Raw genomic sequence first — 15534 nt, forward strand, 5'->3', positions numbered from 1 at the left:
AATCCCGGCCTGCAAAGGAGCACGCATGACGGGCCGCGCGACATCCACCCGCGTCTCGATCGGCGCCCTCGCCGGCGTCGTCGGATTCCTCGCGTTCGTCGAGTTCACCAGCGGCGTGCTGCAGGGCTACTACACGCCCATGCTCACGGACATAGCGCGCCACCTGGGCATCCACGACGCCGACGTGAACTGGCTCGAGGGGACCCAGCTGATGCTGTCGGCCCTCGTCGTCCCGGCGTTCGCCAAGCTCGGCGACATGATCGGGCACAAGCGGATGCTGCTGATCTCGACGGCGGTGACCGGTGCTGCCGCGTTCGTGCTGCCGTTCACCGACTCGTTCGCGGTGTTCCTGGCCGGGTGGGCGCTGATGGGCTTCTACGTCGTGTGGCTGCCCCTGGAGATTGCGCTGATCTGGTCGCGCGCGCGGCGGATGGAGGGCCGCTCGACGATCACCGCTCGCGCCGCCGGTTTCCTCGTCGCCGCCCTCGAATCCGGGGCCATCATCGGGGCCCTCGTCGGCGGGGCGCTCGTGGATGCGCTGCCCCTGTGGATAGTGCTGCTCGTGCCCGCCGTGATGATCGTGGTCTGCTTCTTCGTCGTGCTGTTCGGCGTGCGCGAGTCGCCCGAGCCCACTGGCGGCGTGTTCGACACCGTCGGCGTCGTGCTCATCTCGCTCGCCCTGATAGCGTTCACCGGCGGCCTGAGCCTGCTGCGCCTGAACGGCCCCGGCGACCTCGTGTCGTGGATCACGGTCGCGCTCGGCGTGCTCCTGGTCGTGCCGTTCGTGCTGTGGGAGCTGCGTCAGGACGATCCGCTGATCGACGTGCGCATGTTCCGCTCCCCCGCCCTCGGCCCGGTTTTCCTGACCGCGGGCCTGTTCGGCGTGAGCGTGCTGGGCGCGCAGGCGCCGCTGTCGACGTTCGCGCGCACAGATCCGGGCGTGTACGGCTACGGCCTGGGGACCAGCGGCTTCGCGACATCCCTCATCATCGGCATCTACCTGATCGCGATGATCACCGGGGCTCTCGGGTATCCGCTCGCCGCACGGCTGTCCGCGCCGCGCATAGCGCTGATCGTCGCGGCCGTGCTCGTCGGGATCGGCTTCCTGCTGTTCCTTCCGTTCCACCAGTCGTACCTGCAGGTCATCGTGAACATGGTCGTCGTCGGACTGGGTTCCGGTGCGCTGGTCGCCGCGCTGCCCGCGGCAGCGGCATCCGGCGCAGCCCACACGCAGACCGGCGTGGCGACCGGGCTCACGAACTCGGTGAAGACCGTCGGCGGCGCCATAGCGTCATGCGCGTTCGGCATCGCCCTGCTGCACGGCACGGCCGGGGCCGCCGCGTCGGGCACCGCGGGATCGTTCGCCGGCTACGTCACGGTGTGGGTGGTGTGCGGTGTGACGGCGTTCGCGGCCGCCGCGCTGCTGCTTGTGGTGCCGAAGACAGCGTTCAGCGACCAGGCGGTGCCCGAGCCCGCCGAGGTCGGACCGGTCGCCTGACTACTCGCCGAGCCGGTTGCGGGTGCGCATGGCCCGCTCGGCCTCGCGCCGGTCCTGCCGCTCGCGCAGCGTCTGCCGCTTGTCGAACTCGCGCTTTCCCTTCGCAATGGCGATCTCGACCTTCGCGCGCCCGTCGGAGAAGTACAGCCGCAGCGGCACCAGTGTGTATCCGCCGGCGGAGACGGCGTGCGAGAGCCGCACTATCTCCTCCTTGTGCAGCAGGAGCTTGCGGACCCGCCGCGCGGCGTGGTTGGTCCAGTTGCCCTGCAGGTACTGCGGGATGTTCACCGCGTCCAGGAACGCCTCGCCGTCCTTGATGTACGCGTACCCGTCGGTCAGGTTCGCGCGCCCTTCGCGCAGTGACTTCACCTCGGTGCCGGTGAGCACGAGGCCCGCCTCGTACGTCTTCTCGATGAGGTAGTCGTGGCGGGCGCGACGGTTGGTCGCGACGACCTTCTCGCCACGTTCCCTGGGCATGAGCGCTCCCTGATTTCGGTGCCGGATGCCGCGCCCGGCCCGGGCGACGGCAGCCCATCAGTGTATCGCAGCGGCGGCATCCCGCCCGTCGGTCAGGCGCGCAGCCAGCGGCGGATGGCGAAGCCCGCGGAGACCGCCGAGAGGACCACGCCGATCCCGACGAGGACCGGGATCACGTACGCCACCTCGCCCATCCCGACCCAGGTCGTGATGAAGTCCACACGCTTCTGCAGGTATCCCCGCACACCGAACTGCACCGCCGCCCATACCGCGCCGCCGGCGAGGATCGACCCGATCAGCGCGGCGAACACCCCCTCGAGGATGAACGGCGTCTGGATGAAGCGGTTCGACGCTCCCACGAGGCGCATGATGCGCAGCTCCTTGCGGCGCGCGTACGCCGACAATCGGATCGTCGTGGAGATCAGCAGCACCGCGGCGATCAGCATCAGCACGGCGATGCCGACGGCGATGTAGGTGGCGATCGTGAGCGCGGAGAACAGCGGCTGCAGCAGCTGCATCTGGTCCTGCACGGTCTGCACGCCCTTGTTGCCGGCGAACGCCTCCGTGATCACGGCGGAGTTCTGCGGATCGACGAGGTTCACGTAGAAGCTCGCGCCGAACTGGCTCGGGGAGAGGATGTCCTTGTAGTCCGCGCCGAGCAGCTCCAGCGCGTTCTTGTAGGCCTGCTCGGGGTTCTCGAAGCGCACCTTCGCGATCAGCGGCTTCAGGCCGGCGCCGTCGAGCCGATCGCGCACCGACTGGATCTGCTGGTCGGTGGCCGCCCCGTCGACGCAGGTCGCCTCCCGGGCGCCGTCCACGCACATCGACACCTGCACCTGGGCGCGTCCGGTCCAGAAGTCGCGCATAGTGCCGATCTGCGCCTGCATGAGCATCGCGGCGCCGACGAATGTGAGCGACACGAAGGTGACCAGGACGATCGAGATGACCATGGAGGCGTTGCGGCGCAGGCCCGAGAGCGCTTCGCCGAGGATAAGTCCTGCCCTCATCGCGTGGGACCCACTTCGTCGTCGTCCTCGTCGTCCAGACCCAGCCGATCGACGAGTCCGAGCTCGTCCAGCTGCACGCCGGACAGGTCGTCGGCCGGGCGCGCGGGGCGCACGGGCGGACGCGTCACGGGCGGCGTCTGCGGGGCCGGGTCGGCGACGGCGTCGCGCGCGGCATCCCGGGTCCGCGACGCGGGCGCGGCATCCCGAGCCTGGGGGGATGTCGTGCCCTCCACAGTTTCGCGGTGCACCTCGAGGACCGCGGTGAGCGCGGCGACGGCGGCGGCGCCACGTTCGGGTCCGGGGGCGAGACTGGGCAGGCTCGACGTGTCGCCGTATCCGCCGTGCCGCTCGTCGCGGACCAGCGTGCCGCGGTGCAGCTCGATGACGCGGCGCTTCATCTCGTCGACGAAGCCGGCCTCGTGCGTGGCCATCACGATCGTGGTGCCGGTGGCGTTGATGCGGGCCAGCAGCTGCATGATGTCGACGGACGTGGCCGGGTCGAGGTTGCCGGTGGGCTCGTCGGCCAGCAGCACCTGCGGACGGTTGACGATGGCGCGGGCTATCGCCACGCGCTGCTGCTCACCGCCGGACAGCTCGTGCGGCAGCCGCTTCCCCTTGTCCTGCAGGCCGACCAGGGCCAGCGCCTCCGGCACGGCCTGGCGGATGAACGCGCGCGAGGAGCCGATGACCTGCAGCGCGAACGCGACGTTCTGGAAGATCGTCTTGGTGGGCAGCAGCCGGAAGTCCTGGAACACCGCGCCGATGTGCCGCCGGAAGTAGGGCACCTTGCGGCTGGACAGCGAGCGGAGGTCCCGGCCGAGCACGACGACGCGGCCCTGGCTGGGCGTCTCTTCGCGCAGGATCATCCGCAGGCATGTGGACTTGCCGGACCCCGAGGGCCCGACGAGGAAGACGAACTCCCCGCGCTGCACCTCGAAGTCGACGTTCTGCAACGCGGCTCCGGCAGTGCCGCGATACCGCTTGGTGACGTTTTCGAACCGGATCATGGCTCAACGAGCCTAAGCGGACCGGGCCGGAATGCCGGGAGCGACACCGCCGCGCCGATGACGCGAGATCAGTCCTCGTCCTTGCGCTTGCGCCAGCGGATGCCGGCGGCGATGAACCCGTCGATCTCCCCGTCGAACACCGGGGCCGGGTTGCCCACCTCGTACCCGGTGCGCAGGTCCTTCACCAGCTGCTGGCCGTACAGGAAGTACGAGCGCATCTGGTCGCCCCAGCTCGCGGTGATCGTTCCCGCGAGCTCCTTCTTCTTCGCCGCCTCTTCCTCGCGCTTGAGCAGCAGCAAACGCGTCTGCAGCACGCGCATCGCCGCGGCGCGGTTCTGGATCTGCGACTTCTCGTTCTGCATCGACACGACGATCCCGGTGGGGATGTGCGTGAGCCGGACCGCGGAGTCCGTCGTGTTCACGGACTGGCCGCCGGGGCCGGAGGAGCGGAACACGTCGACGCGGATGTCGGTCTCGGGGATTTCGACCTCCTGCGCCTCCTCCATCACGGGGATGACCTCGACGGCGGCAAAGCTCGTCTGACGCTTGTCGGCGCCGCCGAACGGACTGATGCGCGCGAGTCGGTGCGTGCCCGCCTCGACGGACAGTGTGCCGTACGCGTACGGCGCGTCGATCTCGAACGTCGCGGACTTGATGCCGGCGCCTTCGGCGTAGGACGTGTCCATCACCTTGACCGGGTGCTTGTGCCGCTCGGCCCAGCGCAGGTACATCCGCATCAGCATCTCGGCGAAGTCGGTGGCGTCGTCGCCGCCGGCTCCCGAGCGGATCGTGACGACGGCGGCCCGGTCGTCGTACTCGCCGTCCAGCAGGGTCTGCACCTCGAGCTGGTTGATCGTCTCGCCGAGGTGGGTGAGCTCGTGGCGCGCCTCGGCCGCCGAGTCCTCGTCGTCCATCTCGTTGGCCAACTCGACCAGCACCTCGAGGTCGTCCAGCCGATGCTCGATCTCGGTGATCCGCTTGAGATCGGCCTGCCGGTGGCTGAGCGCGCTGGTCACCTTCTGCGCCTTGTCGACGTCGTCCCACAGGTCGGGCGCGCCGGCCTCGGCGCTCAAGCGGTCGATGTCCGCCCGCAGCGCGGACACGTCGACCACCGCCTGGATGTCGGCGAATGTGGTGCGCAGGGCCTGGATGTCGGCAGACAGATCGAGTTCGAGCATGACACTCCAGACTAACGTGGATGCGATGACCGCCGATTCCGCTCCCCTCCGCATCGGCACCGTGCTGTGGCGCTTCGGTCCGATGATCTACGGACCCACCCTGCTGTTCTCGCTCGGCGAGGGCGCGGTCATCCCGCTGATCCCGGTGATCGCGTCGCAGCTGGGCGCGGGTGTCGCGCTCGCGGCCCTCGTGTCCTCGGCCCTCGTCGTGGGTCAGCTGTGCGGGAACCTGCCGGCCGGGTGGGCGGTGGCCCGGATCGGCGAGCGGATGACGATGGTGATCGGCGGCTCGGCGGCGATCGTCGCGGCCGGCGGCCTCATCCTGGCGCCCAACCTCGTCACGCTGACCATCGCTGTGTTCGTGCTCGGGTTCTGCGCGGCCGTGTTCGGGCTGGCACGCCATTCGTTCATGACGACCCGCATCCCGCTGTCGTTCCGCGCCCGTGCGCTGTCACTGCTGGGCGGGTCGTTCCGGCTCGGCGTGTTCGTGGGGCCGTTCGCCGCCGCGGCGCTGCTGGCGATCTTCGTCGACGAGCACTCGGCGATCTGGTTCGCGCTGGTGTGCCTGGTCGGCGTGGTGCTGCTGGTGCTGCTCGGCCCGGACCCGGAGAAGGATGCGGCGGCCGCGCTGGCGCGGACACAACCCGAGGCCGACGAGCTGGCCGAGGACACCGGCGAGGTCATCACCGGACCGGTGCGCACGGTCGACGCGGCCCAGGGCGTGTTCCGCACGATGTGGCAGCACCGCAACGTGCTCTCCCGCCTCGGAGCCGCGGCGGCGCTCCTGTCGTCGATCCGCTCGGCGCGGCAGGTCGCACTGCCGCTGTGGGGCGTGTCGATCGGGCTGGACGCGCAGACGATAGCGATCGTGGTCGGCATCTCCGGCGCGCTGGATTTCGCGCTGTTCTACGCGTCCGGCCAGGTGATGGACAGATTCGGCAGGCTCTGGGCGGCGCTGCCGGCGATGCTGCTGATGGGCGCCGCCTTCCTCGCGCTGTCGTTCACGCACGACACAACGCAGGCCGCGATGTGGTTCGCCCTGTTCGCGGCGGTGCTCGGCGTCGGGAACGGGATGTCCAGCGGCATCCTGATGACCCTCGGCGCCGACCTCGCCCCGCAGCGTGACCCGGCGGCGTTCCTCGGCTCGTGGCGCACCCTGACGGATGCCGGCGGCGCGGCGGCGCCGCTGCTGATCTCGGCGCTGACCGCGGCGTGGTCGCTGGCGCTTGCGACCGGGGTGATCGGCGTGGTCGGTCTGGTGGGCGCTCTCGGGTTCCTGCGCTGGATCCCCCGGTACGTGCCGCGCGGGCCCCGGTAGCCGCGCAGTGGTCGCGATTCCACGCCGCGCGGCCGATACCTGCGAAATCGCGTCCACTTCGCGTGTCCATTTGCCGCTCCTGCACCGAACCGCGCTCCGCGCGCGCGACAGCGCCAGATGAACGCCGGCCGGCGCGGTCACCCGATCGCGGCCCGACGCGTGTCACCGCAGCGCGGTGCGGCTGGTCGCGGTGGACTGCAGGACGAAGCCGTCGGGCACGAACAGCGTGACGACCGGCGGATGCCAGGCGACAGCGACCTGCACGCGCGCCGACTCGCCGTCGGGAGTGCCCGCCGCGACGAGCCGGGCGTCGCCGCCCACCTGCCCCACCAGCGACGCTGCCTGCGCGCGCACCTGGTCCGTCGTCAGCCGTGCGACGGGCTCGCCACCCTCGACGGTGAGCGCGAAGCCGTCCGCCCCGGCCAGCGCCGCGGCATCCGCGAGGCCGTCGAGCTTCTTCTGCGCGAGGTACAGCGACGTGGCGTCCACGCAGACGAGAACTGCGACGAGGGCGAGCACCGCGTAGCCGATCGTCAGCAGCAGCACCGTTCCCTCGTCGTCGCCCCGGTGGGCACCCCGATGCATCACGGCGTGCCCCAGAGGCGTGACACGCGCTGCGCGGAGGATGCCTCGACCGGCACGCTCGCTGTGCCATCCAGTCCCAGCACCGGCGGGACCAGCGGCAGCGCCACCCGCGTGCGCACCGTCACCACGAGCGTCGCACCGGCGCACGGGCACGGGCCGCCGGCGGGCAGGCACGCCACGGCGAGCTCTACGCGGTCGCGGTCCAGACCGTACTCGGCGACGATCGAGCGCAGCACGGCGTCCGCGCGTTCGCGGGCGACCGTCGCGTCCGGCGCCTCCGCCAGCACGCGGGCGATGTGGCGCGCCCCGGATTCCGTGCCGAGCGTCTGCTCCTGGATCGCCCCCAGCGCGAGGATGAGATACACGATCGGGACCAGCAGCAGGACGCCCACGAGGATGAACTCCAGCGCCGCCGACCCGCGGTCACCCGTGTCCGGCGGGTCAGTCGAAGTTCTCCGCCGGAGCATCCGCGCTCACCTCCAGCGCGCGCGGCGCTCCGACCAGGCCCACGAGCGGGAGCGGAGTGTGCACGGTGACCCGCACCACCGGGGCGCCGCCCACGAGCACCTCCGTTGCCGTGACATCCCGGGCGTACCCCGCGCCGACCGCCCGGGTGATGAGTTCGCGCGCCCGTGCGACCCCGTCCCGCGGAGTCTGATCGGCGAGCGCCCCGCGGTAGGCGCCTTCCACGGCCGCGTCGTGGACCACGTTGCGCACGTAGACGACGAGCCCGAACTGCAGGACGGCGAGGGTCAGCAGCGTCAGCAGCACACCGACGAGCACGAACTCGACCGGGCCCGAGCCGCGGTCGTCGCTCGCATTCGGCACGTGCAGCGGCATGCGTCTACAGCCCGGAGACCTTGGCGATGGCCTGCTGGAAAAGATCCGCCAGAGCGGGGCCGGCCAGCGCCCAGATCACGACCACCAAGCCGGCGGTCATCAGCGTGATCAGCACCCAGCCCGGCACGTCCCCGCGATCGTCTGCGATGCCACGCTGCCACCGTCGCTGGACACGGCCCCATGCCGAGCGCAGCAGCGGCGCCGCCGCGCGTCCGTGATCCTCCATGTCATCCTCCTCGTCGACGTCCTTGATTCCGGCTTCACCCGATCCCCAGGCGGAGCATGAACACGCCCGGAAACACGGCGAACAACACGGACAGCGGCAAAATGAGAAAGACCAGCGGGAGGAGCATCAAGATCTCCTTGCGGCCGGCCTGTTCGATGAGCGCCCTCTTCGCGTCTTCGCGCGCGTCGGCAGCCTGCGCCTGCAACACGTGCGCGAGCGGCGCGCCCCGGTCCAGCGCCGCCACGATGTGATCCACCGCCCGGGTGAGCGCCGGGATGTCGAGCCCGCGCGCCATCGCCGTCAGCGACTCGGCAAGGGTCGACCCCGTGCCGACGGCGAGCACCGCGGCGCGGATCTCCGCCGTCAACTCCCCCGCGCCGACCTGCCCGACCCGGCGCAGCGAGTCCAGGATCCCCTCGCCGGCCGACAGGCACAGCGCGAGGAACTCCAGCACGGTGGGCAGCTCCTCCTGAACCCGGGCGACCCGCGCACGCGCCGCCCGAGCCAGCAGCGCGTCGCACCCCACGGCACCCACCGCGGCCGCCACGACCGGGACGACGACCGCCGGCGTCGAGAACCGGCCGGACAGGACCAGCCCCACCGTGACGAGGCCGCCCAGCACGAGCCCGCCGAGCATCCAGATGAGGCGGCGGGCCCGGTACGCGGCGACGCCCTGCTCGTCCGCGCGCCGCCCCGCCTGGCGCAGGCGCCGGCCGACGGCATCCGACGCACCCCCGAAAACGGCGCTGCCCGCCTGCACGCGGTCCCAGATCACGCTCGGCATCGACACGCCCACGAGCGGCGTCACGCCCTGCGGGTCGGTGACGTCACGGATGTACGGGGCGATCCGGCGCTCCAGGCCCGGCGCGCCCCACCGCGGCATCAGCACCAGGAGCAGGAGGCCGCCCGTGCCGAGGGCGCCGCCGAGCACCACGGCGATGGCGACGTCGGTGACCCCGGTCATCCGAACCACCGCCGCGGCTCCGGCAGACGTCCGAGCCGGATCATGATGCGATACGCGACGAACGACACCGCCGCGCCGCCGAGGATCAGCGCGACGCCCTCGGGGCTGCTGTAAGCGTGCGCGCCCTCGGGCCGCATGGCGAGCAGGGCAAGGATCACCCACGGGGCCACAACGCCGAGCACCGCCGCGCCGCGGATCCACGACTGGCGCGCCTCGACCTCGGCGCGCAGCGCGGCGTCGGCGCGCACGGATGCCGCGAGGGCGCGCAGCACCGGGACCAGCTCGGTGCCGCCGACCTGCCGCGCCATCCGCAGCGTCTCCACGATGCGGTCCGCGATCGGGTCGGACAGGGCGAGCTTCAGCCGTGCAGCGCTGGAATCGAAGTGCCCCGACGCCGCACTGTCGCGGGCGAACGCGGCGAAGGCCGCGCGCAGCGCGGGCGGCGCGGAGCTCTGCAGGGACGCGACGGCGTCCGGCAGCGACATCCCGGCCCGCACCGACGCTATGAGCAGATCGCACACGTCCGGCCACAGCGCACGCCGCATCCGCAGCAGACGCAGCCGCCGCCCGCGCAGCCAGAGGAACGGAGCCGCGCCGGCGGCGATGGCAGCGAGTGCGGCGAGCGCCGGCACCGGGACGACCAGCCACACGGCGGCGGCCGCGACAACGCACAGGCCCGCGGCGAGCGCCACCGGCACTTTCGCCGGCAGGTGCGCGTACCCCGCGGCATCCATCAGCGCGTCCAGAGCCCCGCGCTCCCGCGGCGGCCGCATCGGTCGCCACGGCCACAGCCACGGGGACATCGTCAGGAGCACCCCCGCGGCCAGCAGCGCCCCCAGGACGATCGTCATCGCCCGCTCCGTCGCGGCGCGTCGTAGACCGTGCGCGCCTCGATGGCGCCGTCCACGACCTGGCCGGTGGGCGCGATGATCTCCGCAACACGTCGGCGCCCGTCCGCGTCGCGGACGCAGTGGGCCACGAGGTCCACGGTGGACGCTATCGCCGGCAGGACGAAGCCGGCGTCGATGTTCCGGCCGGCCAGCAACGGCAGCGCCGCGAGCTTGGACAGCGCCTCGCGGGCAGAGTTCGCGTGGATCGTCGCCGCGCCCGGCACGCCGGTGTTCAGGGCGAGCACGAGGTCCAGCGCCTCCGCGTCGCGGACCTCGCCGACCACGATCCGATCCGGGCGCATCCGCAGCGCCTCCTTCACGAGCCGGCGCAGGGTCACCTCCCCGGTGCCCTCCAGGCTCGGCTGGCGTCCCTGCAGCGCGACGAGGTCGGGGCCGTCCACCGCGAGCTCGAACGTCTCCTCCACCGTCACTATCCGGCTCATGTGCGCGCACGCGGCCACCAGCGCGCCCAGCAGCGTCGTCTTGCCGGCGTGCGTGGCGCCGGAGACGAGGATGCTGCGCCCGGCGATCATCGCGTCGCGCAGCAGCTGCGCCCCCGCGACCGAGAGAGAGCCGCCGGCCACGAGCCGGTCGAGGTCGCGATACGCCGGCAGGAACTTCCGGATGTTCACCGACCAGTCCGTGCGCGTGATGTCGGGGATGACGCAGTGCAGTCGGCTGCCGTCGCTCAGCGACGCGTCCACGAACGGCTGGCTGAGATCCACGCGGCGGCCGGTGGACTGCAGCATGCGCTCGACGAGATCCCGCACCGCGGCGGCCGTCAGCACGAGCGGCACCCGCTGAGCGACGCCGTCGCGCGCGATGAAGATCCGATCCGGAGCGTTGATCCACAGCTCTTCGACGGTCGGGTCGTCCAAGTACGCCTGGAGTACCCCGAACCCGGAGACGGATGCCAGGATTTCGCGCGCGCACGCCTGCTCGTCGTCGATCGTGGGCAGACCCCGCGCCAGCGCGTGGTCGTTGTGCCGGCGCACCTCGGTCCAGGCGACCCGCGCGGCGGCGTCCGGGTCCCGCGTCGGATCGGTCTGATCGGCGCGCAGCCGCTCGCGGACCTGCTGCGCGATCAGGTCGACCGCGCGCGCATCGACATCGCTGACGGCGACCCGAGCCAGGCTCATCCCAGCATCCTCGCAAGTTTCCGGAATCCGCCGCGGAAGTTATCCACAGGGGGCTTTCCGGGCGCGGACGTGAGGGGTGTCCCCCAGCATCCGCGGCACCGGCTCACTAGACTGATGACCATTCGCGGGAGTGGTGAAACCGGCAGACACGCAGGATTTAGGTTCCTGTGCCTTCGGGCGTGGGGGTTCGACTCCCCCCTTCCGCACGGAACGCCGCCGTCTGCGGCATCCGGTGCTTTCATCCGCCTCTCACCGACGGGACACACGTGCTCTCAGCTGGTCTGATTCCCTGGCTCAACCCGGAGACCATCATCGCCTACGCGGGCCCCTGGGCGCTGCTGGTCGTCTGCTTCATCGTGTTCGCCGAGACCGGGCTGCTGGTCGGGTTCATCCTGCCCGGCGACACGCTCCTGGTCATCTCCGGCCTTCTCACCAAGACCAGCGACGTCTTCGGCCTGAACATCTGGCTCGTCTCGCTGCTGATAGCGGTGGCAGCGTTCGTCGGCGGCGAGGTCGGCTACTTCATAGGGCACAAGGGCGGACCCGCCGTGTTCGAGCGGAAGGAGTCCGGGCTCTTCAGCCGCAAGAACGTCGACCGGACGAACGCCTTCTTCGAGCGGTACGGGGGCCTCACTGTCGTCCTCGCCCGGTTCGTGCCGATAGTGCGCACTTTCGCGCCGGTCGCCGCGGGCGTCGGCCGCATGCCGTGGCGCCGCTACTCCCTGTACAACCTCGTCGGCGCGGTGCTGTGGGGCTTCGGGCTCACAATGCTCGGCTTCGGGATCGGCTTCATCCCGTGGGTGGCCCAGATCGTCACCGAGTACATCGATCTCATCCTCGTCGGCGTCGTGGTCCTCACGATCGCCGGAACCGTGTGGCACTACTTCTACGAGCGCGCGAAGGCGCGCCGGGAGGTTGCGGAGGCCGACGGCGTGCACGAGCACCGCACGCGTTGAGGCGCGCTATTGGCCGGAGGCCCGCTTGCCCTTCTTGGGCGGCGGCTTCTCCTCGCCGCGCTGCTGGCGGCTGCGCTCCACGCTCGCCCGCAGCGCCTCCATCAGGTCGATGACCTCGCCGCCCGTCTCCTCCTCACGCTCGCCGAACGTCTCGGCGGTGTCGATGGCCTCGCCCTTGGCGAGCTTCGCGTCGATCAGGGTGCGCAGCTCGTCCTGGTACTCGTCCGTGAACGAGCCGGGGTCGAAGTCGGCGGCGAACCCCTCCACGAGCGCCGCGGAGAGCTTCAGCTCCTTGTCCGAGACCGTGACCTTCTCCTCCAGCGACGGGAACGCCGCCTCGCGGATCTCGTCCGCCCAGCGCAGCGTCTGCAGTGTGAGCACGTTGCCGCGCACCCGCAGCGCCGCCAGCCGCGTCTTCTCCCGCAGCGAGAACCGCACGACAGCGGTGCGGTCGGTGCGTTCGAGGGTCTCCCGCAGCAGCGCGTACGCCTTCGGCGACGACGAGTCCGGCTCGAGGTAGTACGCCCGCTCGAACAGCAGCGGGTCGATCTGGTCGGTCGGAACGAACTCGACGACCTCGATCTCGCGGCTGCGCTCGGCCGGCAGCGCCGCGAGATCCTCCTTCGTGAGCACCACCGTGCGCTCGCCGTCGTCGTACGCCCGGTCGATCTCGGCGTACGGCACGACCTCGCCGTCCAGCTCGCACACCCGCTGGTAGCGGATCCGGCCGCCGTCCTTGCTGTGCACCTGGTGCAGCGACACGTCGTGCTCCTCGGTGGCGGCGTAGACCTTCACCGGCACGTTCACGAGCCCGAACGTAAGCGCACCCTTCCAGATCGCCCTCATGTGATCAGTACACACTGCCCGCGCCGCAAGGGCAACGGCTTCCCGCCGGCCCCGGATGTCGCGCCGGGCGGCCGCAACCGGGTGCGCGGCGCCGCGCCGCCCGGCAGGATGGGCACATGGGCGACGAGCATCTGGTGCAGATCGGCGGCCGACGCCTGCGCCTGAGCCGTCTGGACAAGGTGCTGTATCCGGCGACCGGTACCACGAAGGGCGAGGTGATCGACTACTACACCCGCATCGCCCCGCTCCTGCTGCCCCACGTCACGGGCCGGCCGGTTACCCGTAAGCGGTGGCCGGAGGGCGTGGACCACCCACCGTTCTTCGCGAAGGATCTCGAACGCGGCGCCCCGGAGTGGGTGCACCGGCTGCCGATCCGGCATTCCGGCGGGCCGAAGCACTACCCGTTGGTCGACGATGTGCCCACCCTCGTGTATCTCGCGCAGGTCGCGAGCCTCGAGCTCCACGTGCCGCAGTGGCGGTTCACACCCGAGGGCGAGCCCGGCAACCCGGACCGCCTCGTCCTGGACCTGGATCCCGGCCCCGGCACGGGACTCGCCGAGTGCGCCCAGGTCGCGTTCTGGGCGCGCGAGATCCTCTCGGGCATGGGGCTCGAGTCGCATCCGGTCACCAGCGGCAGCAAGGGAATCCACCTGTACGCGGGCCTGGACGGCCGGCAGAGCAGCGATCAGGCGTCCGCGATCGCGAAGGAGCTCGCCCGGGCGCTGGAGGCGGATCATCCCGACCTCGTCGTCAGCCGGATGGCGAAGAACCTGCGGGACGGGCGGGTGCTCCTGGACTGGAGCCAGAACAACGGCAGCAAGACGACGATTGCCCCGTACTCGCTGCGCGGCCGGGAGCATCCGACGGTCGCGGCGCCCCGTACGTGGGAGGAGCTGTCGGACCCGCAGCTGGCCCAGCTCGGGTTCGCTGACGTGCTCGACCGCGCCGAGCGCGACGGCGATCCGATGGGCGCGCTGGGCTTCCGTGCGGGCGGCCGTGCCGCGGCATCCGGCCCCCTGTCCACATACATAGCCAAGCGCGACCGCGCCCGCACCCCCGAGCCGGTGCCGGACAACCCGCTGGCCGCCGCGACCCCGCCGGGCGCGCCGCCGCGGTTCGTGATCCAGGAACACCACGCCCGCCGCCTGCACTGGGACCTGCGCCTGGAGCACGACGGCGTGTTCGTGAGCTGGGCGGTGCCGCGCGGCGTGCCGGCGACGACGGCGCGCAACAGCCTCGCCGTGATGACCGAGGACCATCCGCTCGAGTACGGCTCGTTCGAAGGGTCGATCCCCCGCGGCGAGTACGGCGGCGGCACCGTCACCATCTGGGACGACGGCCGCTACGAGCTGGAGAAATGGCGCGACGACGAGATCATCTTCACCGCGCACGGACGGCCGGGCGGGCCGCTCGGATCGGTGCGCCTGGCGCTCATCCGCACGCAGGGGTCCGGCGAGAAGTCCAGCTGGCTGCTGCACCGGATGAAGACGGATGCCGAGGGCCGGGCGCAGTCGGACGGTGCGGCGGTGGTGGCGTCCGAGCAGGCGGACGAGGCGCGGGTCGCTCCCGCCCGCCCCGCACGGACCGTGCGCGGCGCCGCCCCGGAGCGACCCGCGCCGCGGGCGCCGGAGGGCCCCGCGGCCGTCGCGCCGATGCTCGCCACGTCCGCGACGCCCGCGCTCGCCCGTTCCACGGCGCAGCGGTGGGGCCAGTGGGCGGAGATGAAGTGGGACGGCGTCCGTGCGGTGGGGTCATGGGAGGGTGGGATGCTGCGCCTGTACGCGCGCCGCGGCACCGACATCACCGCGCGCTACCCGGAGCTGACGGCGGCGGACATCGGGCTGGATGCCGGCGCGGCGGTCGTGGACGGCGAGATCGTCGCCCTGGATGCCGCGGGGCGGCCGAGCTTCGCCCGGCTGCAGGCCCGGATGCACCTCACCGGCGCCCGGCAGATCGACGCGGAGCGCCGTCGCACGCCGGTGCGGTATCACGTGTTCGACATCCTGGCCCTCGACGGTGAGGACCTCGCGCCGCGGCCGCTGCGGGAGCGCCGTGCGCTGCTCGAGCGGATCGCCGCGTCGACGGCCGCGGAGATCGTCGTTCCTCCCGTGTTCGACGACGTGGGAGACGCACTGGAGACCGCGCAGCGGCTGGCGCTGGAGGGCATCGTCGTGAAGGACCCGGCCTCCGGATACCGCCGGGGCGCGCGGTCGGACCAGTGGCTGAAGGTGAAGCTCACCCGCACGCAGGAGGTCGTGATCGGGGGGATCCGCCCCGGGCGCGGCGGACGGACCGGCCAGATCGGGTCCCTTCTGCTGGGAATCCCGGACGGGGAAGGCCTGCGGTACGTGGGGCGCGTGGGCAGCGGATTCAGCGAGTCGACGCTGGAGCGCCTGCAGGAAGTGCTCGAGCCGCTGCGCACGGATGCCGATCCGTTCGTCGGGGTGCCGGCGGCCGACGCCCGTGATGCGCTGTGGGTGCGTCCGGACGTGGTCGGCGAGGTGGAGTTCGCCGAGTTCAGCCCCGGCGGCGCGCTGCGCCACGCGCGATGGCGGGGCCTGCGGCCGGACAAGGCGCCGTCCGAGGTGCGCCGCGAGGGTTGA

General features: G+C 71.6%; 16 protein-coding genes and 1 tRNA gene. 5 read left to right on the forward strand and 12 right to left on the reverse strand.

Annotated features, from left to right (window positions below):
- Positions 1-25 precede the first annotated feature (25 nt).
- On the forward strand, positions 26-1498 hold the full coding sequence (locus tag GH740_RS10035; protein WP_153745954.1) for an MFS transporter: 1473 nt from the start codon (positions 26-28) through the stop codon (positions 1496-1498).
- On the opposite strand, the gene smpB is transcribed toward GH740_RS10035, so the two are convergent.
- The 4 genes from smpB to prfB all read right to left on the reverse strand — a co-directional run bounded on the left by smpB (position 1499) and on the right by prfB (position 5167).
- Positions 1499-1975, reverse strand: coding sequence for an SsrA-binding protein SmpB (gene smpB, locus GH740_RS10040; RefSeq protein WP_153745955.1), 477 nt, complete (start codon positions 1973-1975; stop codon positions 1499-1501).
- Between the two features lie 92 nt (positions 1976-2067).
- Entirely contained in the window at positions 2068-2982 is a 915-nt protein-coding gene (gene ftsX, locus GH740_RS10045) for a permease-like cell division protein FtsX (RefSeq protein WP_153745956.1), read from the reverse strand.
- Positions 2979-3989 (reverse strand): cell division ATP-binding protein FtsE, encoded by a 1011-nt coding sequence (gene ftsE, locus GH740_RS10050; protein WP_153745957.1) that lies wholly within the window; start codon positions 3987-3989, stop codon positions 2979-2981. Before ftsE ends, ftsX begins: the two co-directional genes overlap by 4 nt.
- Before the next feature lie 68 nt (positions 3990-4057).
- Positions 4058-5167, reverse strand: a complete 1110-nt coding sequence (gene prfB, locus GH740_RS10055) for a peptide chain release factor 2 (RefSeq protein WP_153745958.1) — start codon at positions 5165-5167, stop codon at positions 4058-4060.
- 25 nt (positions 5168-5192) lie between these two features.
- Between prfB and GH740_RS10060 the strand changes: the two genes are divergently transcribed.
- On the forward strand, positions 5193-6485 hold the full coding sequence (locus GH740_RS10060) for an MFS transporter (RefSeq protein WP_253941364.1): 1293 nt from the start codon (positions 5193-5195) through the stop codon (positions 6483-6485).
- 162 nt (positions 6486-6647) lie between these two features.
- Here GH740_RS10060 and GH740_RS10065 read toward each other — a convergent pair whose 3' ends face one another.
- The 7 genes from GH740_RS10065 to GH740_RS10095 are packed head-to-tail and all read right to left on the reverse strand — an operon-like array spanning position 6648 to position 11129.
- Positions 6648-7070 carry a pilus assembly protein TadG-related protein gene (locus GH740_RS10065; protein WP_153746052.1) on the reverse strand — a complete coding sequence of 141 codons (423 nt, stop codon included), beginning with the start codon at positions 7068-7070 and terminating at the stop codon, positions 6648-6650.
- Positions 7070-7537 (reverse strand): TadE family protein, encoded by a 468-nt coding sequence (locus GH740_RS10070; RefSeq protein ID WP_153745959.1) that lies wholly within the window; start codon positions 7535-7537, stop codon positions 7070-7072. The genes GH740_RS10065 and GH740_RS10070 overlap by 1 nt, the downstream gene beginning before the upstream one ends.
- A complete protein-coding gene (locus tag GH740_RS10075; RefSeq protein WP_153745960.1) occupies positions 7512-7910 on the reverse strand; it encodes a TadE/TadG family type IV pilus assembly protein in 399 nt (132 codons plus the stop codon). The genes GH740_RS10070 and GH740_RS10075 overlap by 26 nt, the downstream gene beginning before the upstream one ends.
- A 4-nt stretch (positions 7911-7914) precedes the next feature.
- Positions 7915-8136: a hypothetical protein gene (locus GH740_RS10080; protein ID WP_153745961.1), complete on the reverse strand. Its 222-nt coding sequence runs from the start codon at positions 8134-8136 to the stop codon at positions 7915-7917.
- A gap of 34 nt (positions 8137-8170) precedes the next feature.
- The gene (locus tag GH740_RS10085) at positions 8171-9100 is read right to left on the reverse strand and encodes a type II secretion system F family protein (protein WP_153745962.1); all 930 of its coding nucleotides are present in this window, start codon (positions 9098-9100) and stop codon (positions 8171-8173) included.
- Positions 9097-9951 (reverse strand): type II secretion system F family protein, encoded by an 855-nt coding sequence (locus tag GH740_RS10090; RefSeq protein WP_153745963.1) that lies wholly within the window; start codon positions 9949-9951, stop codon positions 9097-9099. The genes GH740_RS10085 and GH740_RS10090 overlap by 4 nt, the downstream gene beginning before the upstream one ends.
- A complete protein-coding gene (locus GH740_RS10095; protein WP_153745964.1) occupies positions 9948-11129 on the reverse strand; it encodes a CpaF family protein in 1182 nt (393 codons plus the stop codon). Before GH740_RS10095 ends, GH740_RS10090 begins: the two co-directional genes overlap by 4 nt.
- 124 nt (positions 11130-11253) lie before the next feature.
- Here GH740_RS10095 and GH740_RS10100 point away from each other — a divergent pair.
- A tRNA-Leu gene (locus GH740_RS10100) sits at positions 11254-11335 on the forward strand.
- A gap of 60 nt (positions 11336-11395) precedes the next feature.
- Positions 11396-12085, forward strand: a complete 690-nt coding sequence (locus GH740_RS10105) for a DedA family protein (protein WP_367641393.1) — start codon at positions 11396-11398, stop codon at positions 12083-12085.
- A gap of 6 nt (positions 12086-12091) precedes the next feature.
- Here GH740_RS10105 and GH740_RS10110 read toward each other — a convergent pair whose 3' ends face one another.
- On the reverse strand, positions 12092-12931 hold the full coding sequence (locus GH740_RS10110) for a Ku protein (protein ID WP_153745965.1): 840 nt from the start codon (positions 12929-12931) through the stop codon (positions 12092-12094).
- Positions 12932-13047: 116 nt separating this feature from the next.
- Here GH740_RS10110 and GH740_RS10115 point away from each other — a divergent pair, with 116 nt between their 5' ends.
- Positions 13048-15534: an ATP-dependent DNA ligase gene (locus GH740_RS10115; RefSeq protein WP_153745966.1), complete on the forward strand. Its 2487-nt coding sequence runs from the start codon at positions 13048-13050 to the stop codon at positions 15532-15534.

Source organism: Microbacterium sp. SYP-A9085 (assembly GCF_009649635.1).
Classification (GTDB): domain Bacteria; phylum Actinomycetota; class Actinomycetes; order Actinomycetales; family Microbacteriaceae; genus Microbacterium.